This window comes from Bacillus oleivorans (genome assembly GCF_900207585.1).
In the GTDB taxonomy this organism is placed as follows: Bacteria; Bacillota; Bacilli; order Bacillales; family JC228; genus Bacillus_BF; species Bacillus_BF oleivorans.
This window is the reverse complement of record NZ_OAOP01000003.1, coordinates 69528-85713: the sequence shown is the minus strand read 5'-3', so window position 1 is coordinate 85713 and position 16186 is coordinate 69528. Positions and strand designations below refer to the sequence as shown.

The following is a 16186-nucleotide window of genomic DNA, read 5'->3' as shown; positions in this document are numbered from 1 at the left end:
TCTCCCCTCACTCTAATTTTGTTATTTATGTATTTATTATTTAGGCTTAGAATTGATTTTGAACTTATTACGAGCGAATGGTATGCTTTCCCTACTTCTATGCAATTAACATACACTTTACTTACAAATACAGGTAATTAGCAACTGCAATTATATTTTAACTCAATCTCGAAAATATGGAACTAGAAAATATTAAGATTTGCAAGAAAATAATTAAATTAGTACCAATACGAAATTTTGAGAATATTGTTGGAACCTAAATTATTCAACTGGCCACATCAAATATTTCATTCGCCTTTTACAGCTCAGTACCTCGGATTTTCAAAACGGATCCTCTATGCTCTTCCACATTTCTGATCATGTCAATTTTAGATATCAACAAGAAAAACAATGCCTTCAGGAAAATGCCAGCTTTTAGCAGTGACTTGTCTGCAACCGTTACGCAGTCTACAAGTGTATCTGTGCCCTTAATATAAGAACTTTCCTGCTACATAAAAAGTCGACGACAGATGCAATCACTGTTTGAAAGGACCATCGCCAGTATATAATTGAACAATAAGGAAGCTTTGCCATTATTGAGCGTGAAGGAAAGGCAAGAGTTACGCATTTGCCTGTACATGGTGATACAAAGATTATTACTCTCCAGGGAAAGGTAAAAACGGTAAAATTTGACGAGGGGGAAGATTTTTGAGACTCAACAAAAAAAGTGAAACTTATATATTAATAGTAATGATATTCTTTTTAGGGTTATTAATTAGTACACACTGGAAATACGGAGTAAGTTTTGATGCCATAGTCCAGACAATCGGTTCAGTGTTTGGTGTATTAATTGGTAGTTACCTTGCTGGTAATCATGCTATAAGAGTTATGCAAGAACAAATAAGAAATGAAAAGATGATAAGAGAAAGAGAAAGACAATCGATTGAAGAATTTTTGAGATTTGGAATGTATTTAAAGGGTATATAGGTGTTGTTATGACAAGCCTTGATGAAGTAAGCAAATTGTTCCATAAAGTGCCGTTAGAATATAAAACAATTCGAATAATAGATTTGCACTGTAAACAAAACAGAGAAACACTTGTTTTTATCCGGTCTTTACCCCACGAAAAAATACCAATAGAAATGGACAGCTCATATATGGGTATTCTAGCGCGTGTTGAACTCATAAATACTTTATTTAATTCAGCATTGATATCGGGGGGTAATAAAAATTCCAAAGAGCAGATATTAAAAGATAATGATAAAAACTTGAATAGCTTATTTGAAGAAATGAATTTATTTAAGGAGTTTGTGATAGAACAAAAGGAAAAGTTAAATGAACTAAATTAGTAATTCTACCCGCCAATTGGGGGATACTGATTGAACGGTTTAAACCGTCGTTTGGTGTCCTTTTTTATTTTATAGTTGAGTATATGTCATAATCCAGATATCTTCGTTTCTCATTAACCTGTATTTTTGCTCTTAGGTTAAAATTCTTTTGATTAGAGTCCCCTTTTGCATAGCTCCCCATGCTCATTTACTTGCCCGACATCCACAATCGCATTTGGAATAGGTTTGCCATTTCTAAATGGATTTGTTCAGACATGACTAAAGCTGATCACTATCCTCTATTGAGTAAAAGGTTTACTAGTGTTTGACAAGCGGAACGATTAACTGGTTCGGTAATGTAGGCGCTATCGGTCATCTTTATTTTATTTGCACATTATTTTTTTGTTAATGGGTTTAAACAATAAGTGAGTCGATTTAAAGGTTATAAAAGAAAAAAACCCTTTTAATTAGCAAAAGGGCTTATAGAAGTTTCTTCTATTATTTGTCCTATTTCTCCATTAATTTAATGGAATGTTACTTTATATTGTTTAATCATACTTTCCCCCTTTGGCGAAGCCACCCCTTAACAAACCGAATAGAGAAAGAGATTAAAATTTGTAAAGTTAAGGGCTATTTGTCATGCCTATCTATAATTCCCTTCGCCCCTGTTACTTAAATCGCAACCTTTTGGGACTGTTTGTCAAGGGCGGTTAAGGAACCTGGTCACTGAACTTTAAAGATTAGGTAAAAAAAAAAGCCTGACCCCTGGTACGTTCATAAGTTACAATACCAGGGGCAAGCTAAATTACAAGACTTGTAGCGTAACTTTGCCGATTCCTTCAAAATCTGCTACATAGTTTCTTTTTTCGAATACTTTAGGCATGTGAAAAGTGCCCACACCTCAATGAAAATACCACGAGGGATATGACCACTCATTCCACCACAATCTGCGCCATCAATTCCTGAACCTTTTCAAGGTTAATAGATCCTGTTGACTGTTCGACGGCGTTGGCGGTTCCAGAGGCGGATGCTAGTTTGATCGTTTGGATGAGGTCGTAGTTTCTAGCTAGACCCACAGCGAATCCGGCGACCATAGAGTCACCTGAACCGACTGGATTGATTACCTCTACTTTTGGAAGTCGGACTCGATAGACATTGTTATGATGAATCACAATTGAGCCTTCCCCGCCAAGCGAAATAACTACATACACAATCCCATTTTCCGCGAGTTGCTTTCCAGCACGCACAACGTCTGCTTCATTCACCAACTTTCGGCCCACATATGCCTCTAACTCTTCGAGATTGGGCTTCACTAACGTCGGCCCGGCTTTAATCCCTTCCTGAAGGGCAATACCGCTTGTATCAAGCAAAAAGGGAACATTCTGCTCCTTAGCCATTTTTATCAAATCGGTATAAATCGTCTTTGGCATTCCTGCTAAAATACTGCCTGAAGCAACAATAATAGAGCTTTTTTCTACCAAACTCTTATAATGTGTTAAAAACCGTTCCAGATCCCGCTCAGATACGGTGGGGCCAGACTCTAGAATTTCAGTTTGTCCCCCGCCTGCTGAAACAATCGCGATACAGCTCCGTGTCTCTCCCTCAATTTTTACAAAATCATGGGAGACCCCTTCCACCTTATCAAGCTCAGCCTCAATAAACTCGCCACTTTTTCCACCGAGTAAGCCCGTTGCCAACACCTTTTCTCCTAATGCAGAAGCAACGCGGGTCACATTCAACCCTTTTCCACCAGCTGTTGCACCGTAGCTTGATGTCCGAAATATTTGGCCTGCTTCAAAATCATCAATCATGTAGCTGCGATCTACAGATGGATTTAGGGTGATAGTGGTAATCATGCTTTACCGTTACTTCCAACCATCATAATTTTTTCAATGGCTACTTTTTTCATCGCTTCTTTACCTGGCGTTAAGTATTTACGCGGATCATTGGCACTCGGATTTGCTAAGAAGTGATCTCTAACAGCTGCCGCAAACGGAATTTTCAACTCCGTTGCAATATTTACTTTCGCAATTCCATGAGTAATGGTTCTTTGAACGTCTTTGTCTGGAATTCCAGATCCGCCATGCAATACAAGCGGAATATCAACAAGCTCAGAGATTTCTTTTAAACGATCAAAGTCAAGCTTTGGTTCTGATTTATACATACCATGCGCTGTACCAATTGCAACCGCAAAGGAGTCAATTTCCGTTCTTTCGACAAACTCCACTGCACTTTTCGGATCCGTATAGAAGGAATCTTTCTCGTCCACGATGATGTCATCCTCTTGACCGCCAAGGCGGCCAAGTTCCGCTTCAACCGATACCCCTCTTGGGTGCGCATAGTCTACGACTTCACGAACAATTGCGATGTTTTCTTCAAATGGATGATGAGAAGCGTCAATCATAACCGATTTATAACCCATATCAATTAATGTTTTAATGTAAGGAACATCTTCCGCATGATCTAAGTGAACCGCAATTGGAATGTTGTACCGCTTTGCAGCTACGTTTACAATCGCTAATAAATAGTCTTCACCAGCGTATTTTAATGTACTTGGTGTTGCCGCGATCATTAGTGGAGAATTCATTTCTGCTGCTGCTTCACTTACCACTTGAATCGTTTCAAGATTATGGATATTGAAAGCAGGAACTGCATACCCGCCTTTTCTGGCTTCAATTAACATCTCTTTTGCAGATACTACACTCATTATTATTCCTCCTGACATCATGTAAGAAACTCTTTAACCTGCTCTAAAGTTGTGTTTCCTTCCATTGGTCCTTTTTTCGTAACAGCTAGTGCTCCTGCTGTACTCGCATACTTCACTGCTTGTCTTAATCCAAATCCTTTGTTTAAACATGAGATCAATGTTCCACCAAAGCAATCACCTGCTCCAGTAGGATCTACTTCCACTACTTTTAAAGGCTCTACTGAAAACGATGTGTCCTTACTGTAAGCTGTGCAGCCTTTACTTCCTTTCTTAATCACGACATATTCAATTCCGTTATCCATCAATTTTTTTGCTGCTTCCGCTTCATCTGCTACATCGGTAAACAGAGTGAGTTCATCTCCGCTTGGAAGGAAGATGTCGCAATTGTCGAGTACAAATTGCAAGCTTTCTTTCATTTCGTCATCCTTTAGCAGTTCTTTTCGAATGTTTGGATCAAATGAAATTTTCGTATTCGTTTGCTTACAAAAACCAATCGCCTTCTTTACTGCATCGCGTATGTTTCTGTTAAACAGCGCACTCCCCATTACATGGAAGTACTTACAATCCTTAAAGTACTCCTCTTTTACATGATCAGGTGTAAGTAAAGAGGAGGCAGAGTTTTGCAGATGGAAAATGAAGTCCCGATCACCATTTTCATGATACGTTACAAACGCAACTCCAGTCGTGAGCTGATCGGTTGTAGTGATAAAAGAGACGTCAACTCCATCCTGTTCGAGCCTTTTATAATTCAATCGCCCGAACGAATCATTTCCAATAATAGAAATGATTCCAGCGCTGCTGCCGATTTTGGCAGCCTGATCGATAAAAATGGCTGGGGCTCCACTAGGAAAAGGGCCTGCAAAATCGCCTGCTTCCTCAAAGGATTGTCCCACTTTTTTTGCCATTACTTCTACTACAATTTCTCCCAGCGTCAGTATGTCTGCCACTTATGTCCACTCCTTATTTGCCGAGAATTCTTCCTTTATTACGTACATCAATATAAACGGCCACGATGATGATGACACCTTTTACTATTTGTTGATAGAAATAAGGAAGGCCAATTAAGTTCATACCGTTGTTAATCACACCAATAATCAATGCACCGATAAAGGTACCGAATACGGTTCCGTAACCACCTGTTAAACTTGTTCCTCCTAGTACTGCAGCAGCGATTGCATCCAGCTCATAGCCTGTTGCTGCGTTCGGCTGAGCAGAATACAGACGAGAAGAAAGCAAAATTCCACTGACTGCAGCTGCAATACCAGAGATCATAAACACTCGAATTTGTAGTGCTTTTGTGTTAATCCCAACGTACTCAGCAGACATTTTATTTCCGCCTGTAATTTTGGCACGTCTACCAAACTTCGTTTTAGACAATAAGATATGGAAAACGATTAGTAGAACAAGCGTGATGATAACTGAAACTGGAACCACACCGAACAGTTTTTTGTTACCTAAAAATAAGACAAAAGAATCGTCAATTTGCACAGGCTTTGCGTCAGTAGTTGAATATCCAATTCCACGGAAAATCTCCATCGTTGCGACTGTAACGATGAACGTTGGAATTTTCCATTTTGCACTGATTAAACCGTTAGCTCCACCCGCTAATGCTCCTACTAAAAGAGCAATCATAATCGCAATGATGGCATGCATGCCCATTGAAAGCATAATTCCAAGAACAAGACCACTAAGAGCTGCAATCGATCCTACTGATAAATCGATTTCACCAATCATAAGGACAAACGTCATCCCGAAGGCCATAATGGCAATGATGGATACCTGTGAGAAAATCGTTAACAGGTTATTTGTATTTAAAAAGTGAGGAGTTAAAAATGAAAATAGAATAACTAGCGCCGCTAAGGCTACCAAAACCCCGCCGTAGCTCTTTATGATTCCGTTATTTTGAAAAGTTTGGAGTCTGTTGGTCTTCATCACTTATCACCTTCCTAATCAGATTCATCTTGGGTCTGAATCCAATTTTTTGTTATACATGAGATGCTTTTTCTGACGTAATATAGTTCATTACTTTTTCTTGAGTCGTTTCTTTCGGATTCTTGATTTCCGCCACAATTTCACGATCCCTTACAACAAGCATACGGTCTGAAGTGTTAAGAACCTCAGGAAGCTCGGAGGAAATCATGATAATGCCAACCCCTTTTTTCGCTAGCTCAATCATCAGTTTATATATTTCAAATTTAGCGCCAACATCAATACCTCTGGTTGGTTCGTCTAAAATCAATATGTCAGGTTCAATTTCAAACCATTTAGCAAGAACAATTTTTTGTTGATTTCCGCCACTTAGTTTATTGACGGTTTGGTAAATGCTTGGTGTTTTGATCTTCAAGCTTTCGACATGACGTTTTGTAATCTCAACTTCCTTGTTATGCTTAATGAGTTTGAACTTATTTAAAACTTTATTTAAGTTTGCAATTGTTGTATTTTCATAGACACTGCCGGATAATACGAGTCCTTCGTGCTTTCTGTCTTCTGTAACAAATGCAATTCCATTTTTAATAGCTGTAGAAGGATTATCTACCTCTACCTTCTTCCCATTGATGAACATTTCACCCTGTTCTTTTTTCAACATCCCGAAAATTCCTTGGGCAATTTCCGTTCTACCAGAACCCATCAAGCCGTATAGGCCCACAATTTCTCCAGGACGAACAGTAAATGAAACATTATGATACTTTCCTTGAAGATGATATCCTTTTAATTCTAGTAATGCTTCGTCGCGTACGTATGGAAAATCTTTTACTGGATAAATTTCATCCATGCTTCTTCCGACCATCATAGTGATCAACTGATCAGAAGTTGTATCGTTCGTTTCAACAGTTCCAATGTATTTTCCATCTCGTAAAACACTGACTGAGTCCGTGATTTCAAAAATTTCTTCCATTCGATGGGAAATATAGATAACTGAGCAGCCTTTGCTTTTTAGCTTTCGAATAATATTGAATAAAATTTCAGTTTCTTTACTACTTAAAGCAGAAGTCGGTTCGTCCATGATAATAATTTTCGGATCGGAACTGATTGCTTTTGCGATTTCGATCATCTGTTGGTTTGAAATAGAAAGTTCTTTGACAAGTGCAGTTGGAGAAATAGAAATACCTAATTCATCAAGCAACGCCTGGCTTTGGCGGTTCATTGCTTTATCATCAATGAGTCCATATTTAACAGGTTCGTATAAGGCAAAGATATTCTCAGCTACTGTCATGTTCGGGCTAAGACTAAGCTCTTGATAGATAATAGAAATTCCGAGCTCCCTAGCATGCGTAACATTTTTGATTTCTACTTTTTTACCAAAGATTTCAATAGATCCACCATCAGGCTGATAGGAACCTGACAAGATTTTCATTAAAGTGGATTTTCCGGCTCCGTTTTCTCCTAAAAGCGCCAATACTTTTCCTTCTTCAAGACTAATATCGACTCCATCTAGAGCAACGACACCAGGGAATTCTTTTCTGATGCCATTCATTTTAAGTATAGTAGTCATCTGTCATTTCACTTCCTTTAAAAGTGAAGAAATACCAGGAATGGCATTTCTTCACTTAATGGATTTTTCATTATTCTGGAATTGTTACTTTGCCATTATCAACCGTAACATCTACGAAACCTTCACTATGTACATAAAGACCAGGTGTAATAGGAACCTCTTTTTCAACTTCCTCGCCGTTTGCTAGTTTTACAGCATTTTGTACAGCAACTTCTCCCATTTTGTCTGGGAATTGAACAACTACTGCTTTGAACGCGTTATCTTCATCTACAGATTTCAGTGCTTCTTCTAGACCATCAAATCCAATTACAACTGCATCTGCTCCTCTTTCTGTGATGGCAGCGGTTGCAGCGATTGCCATGTCATCACCGAAACCGAAAATACCTTTTAGATTAGGTTGTGCAGTTAACATATCCTCAGAAGCCGATTTCGCTTCTTCTCTTGTACGTCCTGGCAGTTCTGTAACAATTTCCATGCCTGGGTGATTAGCCGCATTTGCTTTAAATCCATCGATACGGTCACGAACTGATTGAACTTCTGGATAAGTAATTAAACCAACTTCACCTTCGCCACCCATATATTTAGCCATTGCTTCAGCTGCAATCATACCACCTGTATAGTTGTCAGTAGCAATATGTGAATCTACTTCTACGCCATTTGCTTTAATGTCTACAGTTACAACTGGGATGCCAGCATCTTTTGCTTTTATTAAGGCACCTTTGATTCCATCAGAATCAACTGGAGTTACAATAATCGCATCTACTTGCTTGTTAATAAAGTCTTCAATAGAAGAAATTTGACGATTTAAGTCTTGATCGGCAATTGCGATATCAACTTTCACATCTTGTTTACCTGCTTCGGCTTCAATTGCCTCTTTAATTGCTACTTGGAATGGGTGAGATGCTGTTAAAAGAGAAGCACCAATCGTAATCCCGTCATCTGAGCTGCCGCCTGATTGGCTGCTGCATGCCCCTAAAAGAGCAATCATTAATGCTAATGCAAGAACTAATATTTTTTTCATTATGTTTTCCCCCTTTAAGTATTAAACAATAAGGCAAATCAATGTATGTTACTTGATTAGGACTGTCTACTAACCCCCTTCATCCTCACCCCCTTAAAGTATTTACCCTTTTTTTAGATTAGTTTTTTAATAGATGTACCTGAAAGAATTTTCGTTTTTAAACGATAAACGATTGGATAGTGTTTGTAATCGTTATCAATTCTTTGTAATAAAAGTTTGGCTGCATGTTCGCCAATAGAATTCATCGGCTGAACAACGGTGGCAATGGATGGTGTCAGCATTTGGAAAACATCCGTATTATCGTATCCGAATAAGGAAATATCTTCCCCAATCTTGATCCCATTCTCCATCATGTATTTAACACCCGTCATTGTTGTTTCATAGTTTGTGGCAAAAATAGCTGTAGGTCTTTCGGGTAAGTTTAGTAGTTTCACATACCCATCGTAGCCGCCGCCTTTAGCATACAGTGCGTATTCAATGAGAGAGTCATCAATTGGAATCTTATAATCACTTAAAGCTCGAACATATCCATTTAAACGCTCTCTAGCGGTAAACACATTGTTCGGACCTGCAATAATTCCGATCCGACGGTGACCGTATTGAATTAATTGTTCAATGGCCCGATAAGCTCCATTTACGTTGTCACAAACAACCGCGTCACAATCTACCCCATCTAGTAATCGGTCAATCAGAATAACAGGGACTTTCTCTGACAATAGTTGATGAACATGCTCATTTTCATCGGAAACCGGCATCATAATGATTCCATCTACACGCTTTTCTTTTAAAAATAAAATCTTTTCTTTTTCAGTTTCGATACTATTTCTAGAGCTACAAACAATCAGACTATATTTTTCCGAATCTAGTATCTCTTCCATCCCTTCAATAACCTGGTTACTAAAGATGTCCGTAACACTGGGTACGATCACACCAACGGTAAAAGTCTTATTCGTCTTTAGCCCTCTTGCCATAAGGTTCACTTTGTATCCCAGTTCTTCAATTGCCTTTTCAATTTTAATCTGGTTCTCTTTCTTCACCTTATGACCATTCAGATATCTGGAAACGGTTCCAATTGAGATTCCAGAAACCCGAGATACATCCTTTATCGTGCTCATTCGCATCACCCCTTCCCTTCTGTTGTGGCGAATGTAAGGTCTTGGTTAAAACTTACTTGAAACGTTTCAATTTTTGATTAAATAAAAATTGAAACGTTTACATTTTTTATTATTGTCCCTTTTCAGGCAATTTGTCAACAGAAAATTGAGAGGGTAAAAATATGGGTATTGCTAGAATTCTTTCCGGAATGAGGTTAATTGTTTGATTGTAAAAGAACTAATATAGGATGGAAAGTTTTAATTTTTTGCTGCCATATAAAAAACAAAAAAGTGCCCTGACCCCCGGCATTCGATATGCATAGGGTTGGGCACCTGATTTCCTTTTCTATATCTGATACTTATTTATGATTTAGGTTACCAACCATAGTTATTGGAACCCCAATCCTTCATTTTGAGTTGTTGTTCGTTATAAACGAGCTTACCTGATGGGATATCATGATGAATTCCGACAGCTGGCCCGATTACACAGTTATTACCTATCTTTACCCCTGGCATGTATTGACTGGAAATTCCAGTCCTCGTGTAATCTCCAAAGTAAACGGCATTTCCGTATTTTTCAGGGGTTTCCAATCTTCCATTTACTCTTTGGACTTGGTTCAAATCGTCAAATCTTAGAATCCCAACTGTCACTCCAGCTGCAATATCTGTACATGATCCTACTACCCCAAACACTTCTCCATAGTGGGTAAAGCTTACATTTTCAAATGTGACACCTTGGAATTCAGCACAATGACCGAATCGATTTCTATTACCGATGACACTATTAGGACCAATTTTGCAATAGTCCTTAATTGTACAATATTCTCCAATCATTACGTTTTCTTCAATGATAGCTCCATTATCGATAACTGTATGATCGCCAATAGTAACATTACCGTTAATCATTACATTTCTGCCAATTTTGACATTTTTACCAAGTTTCACATACCCTCTTATTTCAGCAGTTTTGTGAATGCTTGCCGTTTCATGTATGCTATTCTCCTTTAATCCACCAACTTCAACACTCGTTATTAGGGCATTACTCTCCATAATATGCCAAGGTTTATCCAGGTCAATTGCTTCCTTTTCAGCATTGAAAACTCGGATTTGTTTTTGATCTTCCACCATCATTTGAAGTGATTGCTCAAGTTCTCCTTCTAGATGTGGCATCATTCCCACGTTCACGTTTAACATCATTCCAGGATTTCTTTTCACATAATAATGGATATGTTCTTTCTTTAGGCAATACATGCCTAATAGCTGATAATTAACGTAATGTGGCCGCGGGTGACCCAATATTTCAGTAACCATCTTATCTTCTCGGACATTAGCACAGAACCAATCCTGCGAGCGCTGTGAGTCGATAAAGGATGCTAAAATTAGGCCATCTTTCGGTTCTTTCCGAAACTCCTCAATAAATTTAATAAGTTTATTGGTGGTAATGACTATATCTCCATATGCAACTAACACTTCTGTATCCTGGATATACTCTAATGCCTTTTGAAGGGTATCGGCTGTGCCTTGAGGAGTAGGAACAGATATAATTTCTACTCCTTTTTTACCCTCCATCAAATGTCGAATTCTTCTTTCTTGATAATGTACGACTATGAAAATACGCTCAAACTGCAAATTTTGTAGCTGGTTTACTAATCTTTCAATATTCGGCTTATCTCCAACTGGTAGTATAGCTTTTGGCCGATACTCATTATATGGCCACATTTTTTGCCCTTTACCTGCGGCTAATATAATCGCTGTTTTCACTTCATGCCCCCCATAAATATTCATAAAAAAAACCTCAAATCATAATCAAATAGCTCTCACTATTCGTTTGACTGAGGTAAAAGTGTTTTACTTTACGTATTTTGCAAAGATCTCATCATTATATTGGTCTGCACCATCCGCATTACTACTCTTAAATACTGGTGGCTGAATTCCATCCTTAACCAACTTCTCTAGCGTAGCGACAATAAGTGTTTGAGCTATTGCTGTACCGGTTATACTGGAAATCGATCCCGTTGGCGTATGTAATCCTTCAATGTTGAACGTTGCATCGCCATAATCTGCACCGTTATCAATCACCACTTCGGCAACTTCAAATAATCGCTTACCACTCTCATGACGGGATTCAACTGCGGTAGAATGCTTTAAGCTAGTCAATGCAATAACTGAAACACCCATTTCCTTTGCTTTAATTGCCATTTCTACAGGTACTGCATTACGGCCTGAGTTTGAAATAACCATTAAAGTATCCTTTTCTGAGAGATTATTCATTTTTAATAGAACTTCTGCATACCCGTTTAATCTTTCTACATACGTACTTTTATTCGGTTGTTCGTGCAACATTAAACTTGGCTCTAAAATAGCTGTCACTAATGCTAAACCACCTGCGCGGTTATAAATTTCCTCTGCAACAAGATGGGAATGCCCTGTACCAAACACATAAAGCCTTCCACCTTTTTTGACCGACTCTTTTATTAAGTCAGCTCCTTTCAAAATATTATCCGTTTGCTCATTAAACACGGATTCTAATTTGTTTTTTACATACTCTTTATAATCGTTGATTGCTGACATGTTTCATTCCTCCTACATTTTTGATAATCTGGGAAGCAATATATTCTGTAGATCCCTTTTCTAATAGTGTCATAGAAGATTCATAGCTATTGTCCTCATAAAATTTTTCAGGAACGATATAACCTATATAGTCGTTTGTATTTCCTAGAAGTAAGACTTCACAGACTTCATCAAACTCATTAGTAATTTCCCAACCCGTTTCATAAAACATTTCTCCCGGAACGGTGGCCAAATACATATCTCCAATGGAAACTATTTGTATCTCAGATTTTATTTGAGCTACATTTTGCAGCTTATTAACTAAATTTATGGAAGCCGTTAAGCCTTCTATTTTAGATTCTATTCTCCTTAGTTCTGATGCTGTTAAACCTTTTTCCTTACCATGTTTGTATTCTTCTTGTACCTTTAATAAAGAACCCCTTAATTGATCTTCTGTTTCAAACCTACGAGGGCCTAGGGTTATCGGAACTATATTAGAATCTAAGTGATTGACTGATAATTTAGTAGAAGCCTTTATCGTTGATAAAACACACTCAGAAAGCTTACGTCCCATTCTTTCTACCTCATCAAAACTTGAGTCTTTTCGAGTGAATCGAGTACTAACATCCCCTGATGGTCCGTTTAAAAACAAAGACATTTCGACTTCCTCATTTTGTTCTAAATATTTATTCGCAGCCCCTGGAAAATCAGCACTAACGAGTAAATTATCTGCATGCATGATTGTAGGATGGCAAGCAAAGTGGTATACGATTATTTGTTTCCCTGTTATTCTTTCAAAAATAATAACATTTAAATCAGGTTCGAAGTGTCTGTCGATTGATATCCGATTGGCTGCAATTCCTAATGCCTTCCCTTTTCCGTATCTGACCGTACAAGGCGTTAGCGAAGATAATGCTTCATGAACGGCATTTTTTATTTTTTCATAGTGATCCTTTACTATAGATTCTACATACGGTGGCCAAATACCTGAAAAGGCCTTGTATACGATTGAATTTTCGTCTGTCATTCCACCTGGACCAGAGTGGGTATGAGTTGAATGGACCATGATACTTTCAATGGGTATCTGGAAAGTATCATGAATTTCATTTCTTAACTCTGAAACATATCTAGAATCCACACTAACTAGGTCTAAGCTAATCATTAGCAAGGTTTTATTTTGAATTTTCAATGCTAAGACTTTGGCAAAAAGAGGATCATGGACACCTTCAGCAGGTCGTTTCGCCAAATAGCCTGCTAGTAGTGTACCCTCAGGAGGATTGATCATTGCTTTCGCAGCACCACATAGTAGCGTCAAAACTACACCCCCATATTAGATAAATAGGAGGGTATGATAAACTCATACCCTATCAAATAAATCTTAAAATATACCAATCCATTTGCCTAAAATACATACCACAATAGTGCCAAGTAGTATCACTACTGGATTTTTACCTTTTTTAATAAGGAAAAAGCTAGACAGGGTAACCATAAGCGGAAGTAAGTTTGGTAAAATTCCATCAAAAATCTCTTGGAATTTAACTTCCGTATCTCCCACAGTAAGCACAAATGGTGTTGTCAAAGTAACCATCTGTGGAATCAAACCACCTATAACAATAATTCCAAGTATCGTAGCCATTGTTGTATAACGTTGAACGATTCCTGTACTACCAGCTTCTTGTAAGAAATTCGTACCTTTGTTATATCCAAGTTTTAATCCGTACCATTTCAATGGTATATTAACTAAATTAAACAATATCAATGCTAAAATTGGACCCAATATGTTACCGTCCATAGCAAAAGCAGCACCAATACTCATTACGATTGGCATCCAAGTCAGCCAAATAATACTGTCACCAATTCCGGCTAAAGGTCCCATTAAACCTGTTTTTATACCAGAAACCCCTTGACCCGATTCATTTCCGTTTTGCTCTTCTAATGCGGTGTTTATACCTAAGATAGGAGCAGCCATTGTTGGATGGGTGTTAAAAAACTCAAGGTGACGATTCAAAGCTTCCGATCTTTCTTCTTTTGTTTTGTAGAGCTTTTCTAAAACGGGTTTCATCGTATAGGCATAAGCTAATGATTGCATCCTTTCATAATTCCAGGAAACTTGAAATAGTTGAAGTCTCCAAAACATACTTTTTAAATCTTTTGAGGTAATACTTTTTTCTGGATTCGGCTCAGTGGTATCAGAAAGATCTAAATCATTTAATTGCTTAGGTTGTTCAGACATTATTCAAGACCTCCTCCTGGATTAGATGGTTCTAGATTACTAGGACCCGAATGCCTGGTAAATCGGTCATAAAGCACTGCAACTACAATACCTACAAGAGCAATTCCAATGGTTGGAATTTTTAGATACGCAGCTAAAACGAAACCTGCTATTAAGAAGACCCACATTCCTTTTCCTAGCATGAGTGACAATAACATAGCAAAACCTAAGGCTGGTAATACTCCTCCAGCAACCGTTAGACCATCCATGATGACTTGAGGAACATATGAAAATAGTGTTTCAACGTATTTCGCCCCTAAAAATACCGCCAAAAAGACAGGTATGGCTCTGGTTAATATGAGTGTTGGAATCCCCCACAAATGCAGTCGTTCTATTTTCCTAAGATCCCCTTCCTTTGCAGCCTTATCAGCTTTATGAACAAGTGTGATCGTCCCTGTTCTCCATAAAATATCTAATTGCTGACTCGCTACTGCAACTGGTACAGCAATGGCTATACCCGCAACAGCACCTTCACCTGAAAGGATACCAACTGCTGTTCCAATGATAGAACCTGCTACTACATCAGGAGGAACATAAGCCCCTACCCCAACAACTCCTAGCCAAATTAACTCTAATGTACCCGCAATGATTAAACCTTGGACTGGATCACCAAGTATAATACCTACTCCTGTTCCAGATATTAGCGGTCTCCAAAACGATGTTTGGGGTCCAAATAAATCAAACGTACATATCCCTGCCCACACAGCAATTAGTGTAGCTTCAAGTATCATTAGACATTTCTCCCCTCTGATTTATTCAATCCTAAGAATTTAGTAATTTTTTGTTTTTCAGAACTAGGAACCATTTGAATTTCTATATCTAATCCATGTTCAACTAGTTTTTTAAAGGCTTCCATATCCTCCTCTGTTACGGAAACCGCTTCAGTTAATTTAGCTCTTCCTTCTCTATACTTCATCCCTCCAACATTTATAAATGGAAGTTCAACACCATTTTCTACAACTTTTAAAACATCGGTTGGGTTTGTAAAAATCAGCATGGTTTTCTTTTTAAACCCTTTTTTGGCTACAGCAATAAAAGAATTTATATCGATTAAGACTGCATATACACCAGTAGGGGCAGCCATTTTTATAACTGACTCCTGTAAGGGATCCTTACTTAATTGATCATTAATCACTGCAACTTGTTCAATGTTATAGTTCCGTACCCATGTGGTAGCTACTTGCCCATGGATTAGCCGATCATCGATTCTTACAAATGAAATTCCCATTCTTAGGCTTCCCCCTACTCCAATTGAAACTCTTCGTTTTGAACTTTACCTGTTACAACTTGAACACTGTCTTTACTTACATGAATGATTTCTTCAGCTAATTGATCTGGATCATCGGTAGTAGAGGTATAAAATTGAATTAACATGGGGAGATTGACTCCGGTGAGATGTCGAACTTTATGTTGGAATTCTTTTTGTACTAGGGTTGTTGAGTTACTGGGGGTCCCACCAAATAAATCACTCATGATGAATACATGATTATATTGGTTTAGTTCGATTATTTTTTCTTTAATAGCATGCTTCATATCCTGTATATCTTTTCCAGGTTGCAGACCAATCGTACGTAAATTATCTTGAGGACCCATTATTAACTGAATCGCAGATTTTAGTCCCTCTGCTAATCCCCCATGCGTTGCAATGATCAAACCAATTGTACTCATTACTTTCACCTCCAAAAAATTAATGGCCTATTTTTACACCAATGTTTATTTTAAAATAAAACGAATAGAAGTAA

17 protein-coding genes are annotated in these 16186 nt (G+C 38.0%); 3 read left to right on the top strand and 14 right to left on the bottom strand.

Annotated elements, in window-relative coordinates; translation table 11 throughout:
* Positions 1-607: 607 nt before the first annotated feature.
* From CRO56_RS23490 to CRO56_RS07665, 3 genes are read left to right on the top strand one after another with little or no spacing between them, the layout of a single operon-like run.
* Positions 608-691, top strand: a complete 84-nt coding sequence (locus CRO56_RS23490) for an XtrA/YqaO family protein (RefSeq protein ID WP_342745881.1) — start codon at positions 608-610, stop codon at positions 689-691.
* Positions 688-966 carry a hypothetical protein gene (locus CRO56_RS07670; RefSeq protein ID WP_097158035.1) on the top strand — a complete coding sequence of 93 codons (279 nt, stop codon included), beginning with the start codon at positions 688-690 and terminating at the stop codon, positions 964-966. Before CRO56_RS23490 ends, CRO56_RS07670 begins: the two co-directional genes overlap by 4 nt.
* Before the next feature lie 8 nt (positions 967-974).
* Entirely contained in the window at positions 975-1328 is a 354-nt protein-coding gene (locus CRO56_RS07665) for a hypothetical protein (protein ID WP_097158034.1), read from the top strand.
* 911 nt (positions 1329-2239) lie between these two features.
* Here the strand turns inward: CRO56_RS07665 and pfkB are convergent.
* From pfkB to CRO56_RS07595, 14 genes are all read right to left on the bottom strand, one after another.
* The gene (pfkB, locus tag CRO56_RS07660) at positions 2240-3163 is read right to left on the bottom strand and encodes a 1-phosphofructokinase (RefSeq protein WP_097158033.1); all 924 of its coding nucleotides are present in this window, start codon (positions 3161-3163) and stop codon (positions 2240-2242) included.
* Positions 3160-4014 carry a tagatose bisphosphate family class II aldolase gene (locus tag CRO56_RS07655; protein ID WP_097158032.1) on the bottom strand — a complete coding sequence of 285 codons (855 nt, stop codon included), beginning with the start codon at positions 4012-4014 and terminating at the stop codon, positions 3160-3162. Before CRO56_RS07655 ends, pfkB begins: the two co-directional genes overlap by 4 nt.
* Before the next feature lie 17 nt (positions 4015-4031).
* Positions 4032-4961 (bottom strand): sugar kinase, encoded by a 930-nt coding sequence (locus CRO56_RS07650; protein WP_097158031.1) that lies wholly within the window; start codon positions 4959-4961, stop codon positions 4032-4034.
* 13 nt (positions 4962-4974) lie between these two features.
* Positions 4975-5946 (bottom strand): ABC transporter permease, encoded by a 972-nt coding sequence (locus CRO56_RS07645; protein ID WP_097158030.1) that lies wholly within the window; start codon positions 5944-5946, stop codon positions 4975-4977.
* A 52-nt stretch (positions 5947-5998) separates the two neighbouring features.
* Entirely contained in the window at positions 5999-7507 is a 1509-nt protein-coding gene (locus CRO56_RS07640) for a sugar ABC transporter ATP-binding protein (RefSeq protein WP_097158029.1), read from the bottom strand.
* A 70-nt stretch (positions 7508-7577) separates the two neighbouring features.
* On the bottom strand, positions 7578-8528 hold the full coding sequence (locus tag CRO56_RS07635; RefSeq protein WP_097158028.1) for a substrate-binding domain-containing protein: 951 nt from the start codon (positions 8526-8528) through the stop codon (positions 7578-7580).
* 113 nt (positions 8529-8641) lie between these two features.
* Complete coding sequence (locus CRO56_RS07630; RefSeq protein ID WP_097158027.1) at positions 8642-9643, bottom strand: LacI family DNA-binding transcriptional regulator; 1002 nt, start codon at positions 9641-9643, stop codon at positions 8642-8644.
* A 354-nt stretch (positions 9644-9997) separates the two neighbouring features.
* A complete protein-coding gene (locus CRO56_RS07625) occupies positions 9998-11383 on the bottom strand; it encodes a sugar phosphate nucleotidyltransferase (RefSeq protein WP_179714208.1) in 1386 nt (461 codons plus the stop codon).
* Positions 11384-11470: 87 nt separating this feature from the next.
* Positions 11471-12193 carry an SIS domain-containing protein gene (locus CRO56_RS07620; RefSeq protein ID WP_097158025.1) on the bottom strand — a complete coding sequence of 241 codons (723 nt, stop codon included), beginning with the start codon at positions 12191-12193 and terminating at the stop codon, positions 11471-11473.
* Entirely contained in the window at positions 12171-13487 is a 1317-nt protein-coding gene (locus CRO56_RS07615) for a neutral/alkaline non-lysosomal ceramidase N-terminal domain-containing protein (RefSeq protein ID WP_097158024.1), read from the bottom strand. The genes CRO56_RS07620 and CRO56_RS07615 overlap by 23 nt, the downstream gene beginning before the upstream one ends.
* A gap of 63 nt (positions 13488-13550) precedes the next feature.
* The gene (locus tag CRO56_RS07610) at positions 13551-14405 is read right to left on the bottom strand and encodes a PTS system mannose/fructose/sorbose family transporter subunit IID (protein WP_097158023.1); all 855 of its coding nucleotides are present in this window, start codon (positions 14403-14405) and stop codon (positions 13551-13553) included.
* Entirely contained in the window at positions 14405-15175 is a 771-nt protein-coding gene (locus tag CRO56_RS07605; protein ID WP_097158022.1) for a PTS mannose/fructose/sorbose/N-acetylgalactosamine transporter subunit IIC, read from the bottom strand. Before CRO56_RS07605 ends, CRO56_RS07610 begins: the two co-directional genes overlap by 1 nt.
* Positions 15175-15672 (bottom strand): PTS sugar transporter subunit IIB, encoded by a 498-nt coding sequence (locus tag CRO56_RS07600; RefSeq protein ID WP_097158021.1) that lies wholly within the window; start codon positions 15670-15672, stop codon positions 15175-15177. The genes CRO56_RS07605 and CRO56_RS07600 overlap by 1 nt, the downstream gene beginning before the upstream one ends.
* A gap of 14 nt (positions 15673-15686) precedes the next feature.
* On the bottom strand, positions 15687-16112 hold the full coding sequence (locus CRO56_RS07595; protein WP_097158020.1) for a PTS sugar transporter subunit IIA: 426 nt from the start codon (positions 16110-16112) through the stop codon (positions 15687-15689).
* Positions 16113-16186 lie beyond the last annotated feature (74 nt).

What these genes read in the sequence shown, in the direction of transcription:
- CRO56_RS07605 (WP_097158022.1), bottom strand. Translation starts at nt 15,175, where the DNA reads ATGATACTTGAAGCTACACTAATTGCTGTGTGGGCAGGGATATGTACG.
- CRO56_RS07630 (WP_097158027.1), bottom strand. Translation starts at nt 9,643, where the DNA reads ATGAGCACGATAAAGGATGTATCTCGGGTTTCTGGAATCTCAATTGGA.
- CRO56_RS07635 (WP_097158028.1), bottom strand. Translation starts at nt 8,528, where the DNA reads ATGAAAAAAATATTAGTTCTTGCATTAGCATTAATGATTGCTCTTTTA.
- CRO56_RS07595 (WP_097158020.1), bottom strand. Translation starts at nt 16,112, where the DNA reads ATGAGTACAATTGGTTTGATCATTGCAACGCATGGGGGATTAGCAGAG.
- CRO56_RS07610 (WP_097158023.1), bottom strand. Translation starts at nt 14,405, where the DNA reads ATGTCTGAACAACCTAAGCAATTAAATGATTTAGATCTTTCTGATACC.
- CRO56_RS07645 (WP_097158030.1), bottom strand. Translation starts at nt 5,946, where the DNA reads ATGAAGACCAACAGACTCCAAACTTTTCAAAATAACGGAATCATAAAG.
- pfkB (WP_097158033.1), bottom strand. Translation starts at nt 3,163, where the DNA reads ATGATTACCACTATCACCCTAAATCCATCTGTAGATCGCAGCTACATG.
- CRO56_RS07655 (WP_097158032.1), bottom strand. Translation starts at nt 4,014, where the DNA reads ATGAGTGTAGTATCTGCAAAAGAGATGTTAATTGAAGCCAGAAAAGGC.
- CRO56_RS07620 (WP_097158025.1), bottom strand. Translation starts at nt 12,193, where the DNA reads ATGTCAGCAATCAACGATTATAAAGAGTATGTAAAAAACAAATTAGAA.
- CRO56_RS07665 (WP_097158034.1), top strand. Translation starts at nt 975, where the DNA reads ATGACAAGCCTTGATGAAGTAAGCAAATTGTTCCATAAAGTGCCGTTA.
- CRO56_RS07640 (WP_097158029.1), bottom strand. Translation starts at nt 7,507, where the DNA reads ATGACTACTATACTTAAAATGAATGGCATCAGAAAAGAATTCCCTGGT.
- CRO56_RS07600 (WP_097158021.1), bottom strand. Translation starts at nt 15,672, where the DNA reads ATGGGAATTTCATTTGTAAGAATCGATGATCGGCTAATCCATGGGCAA.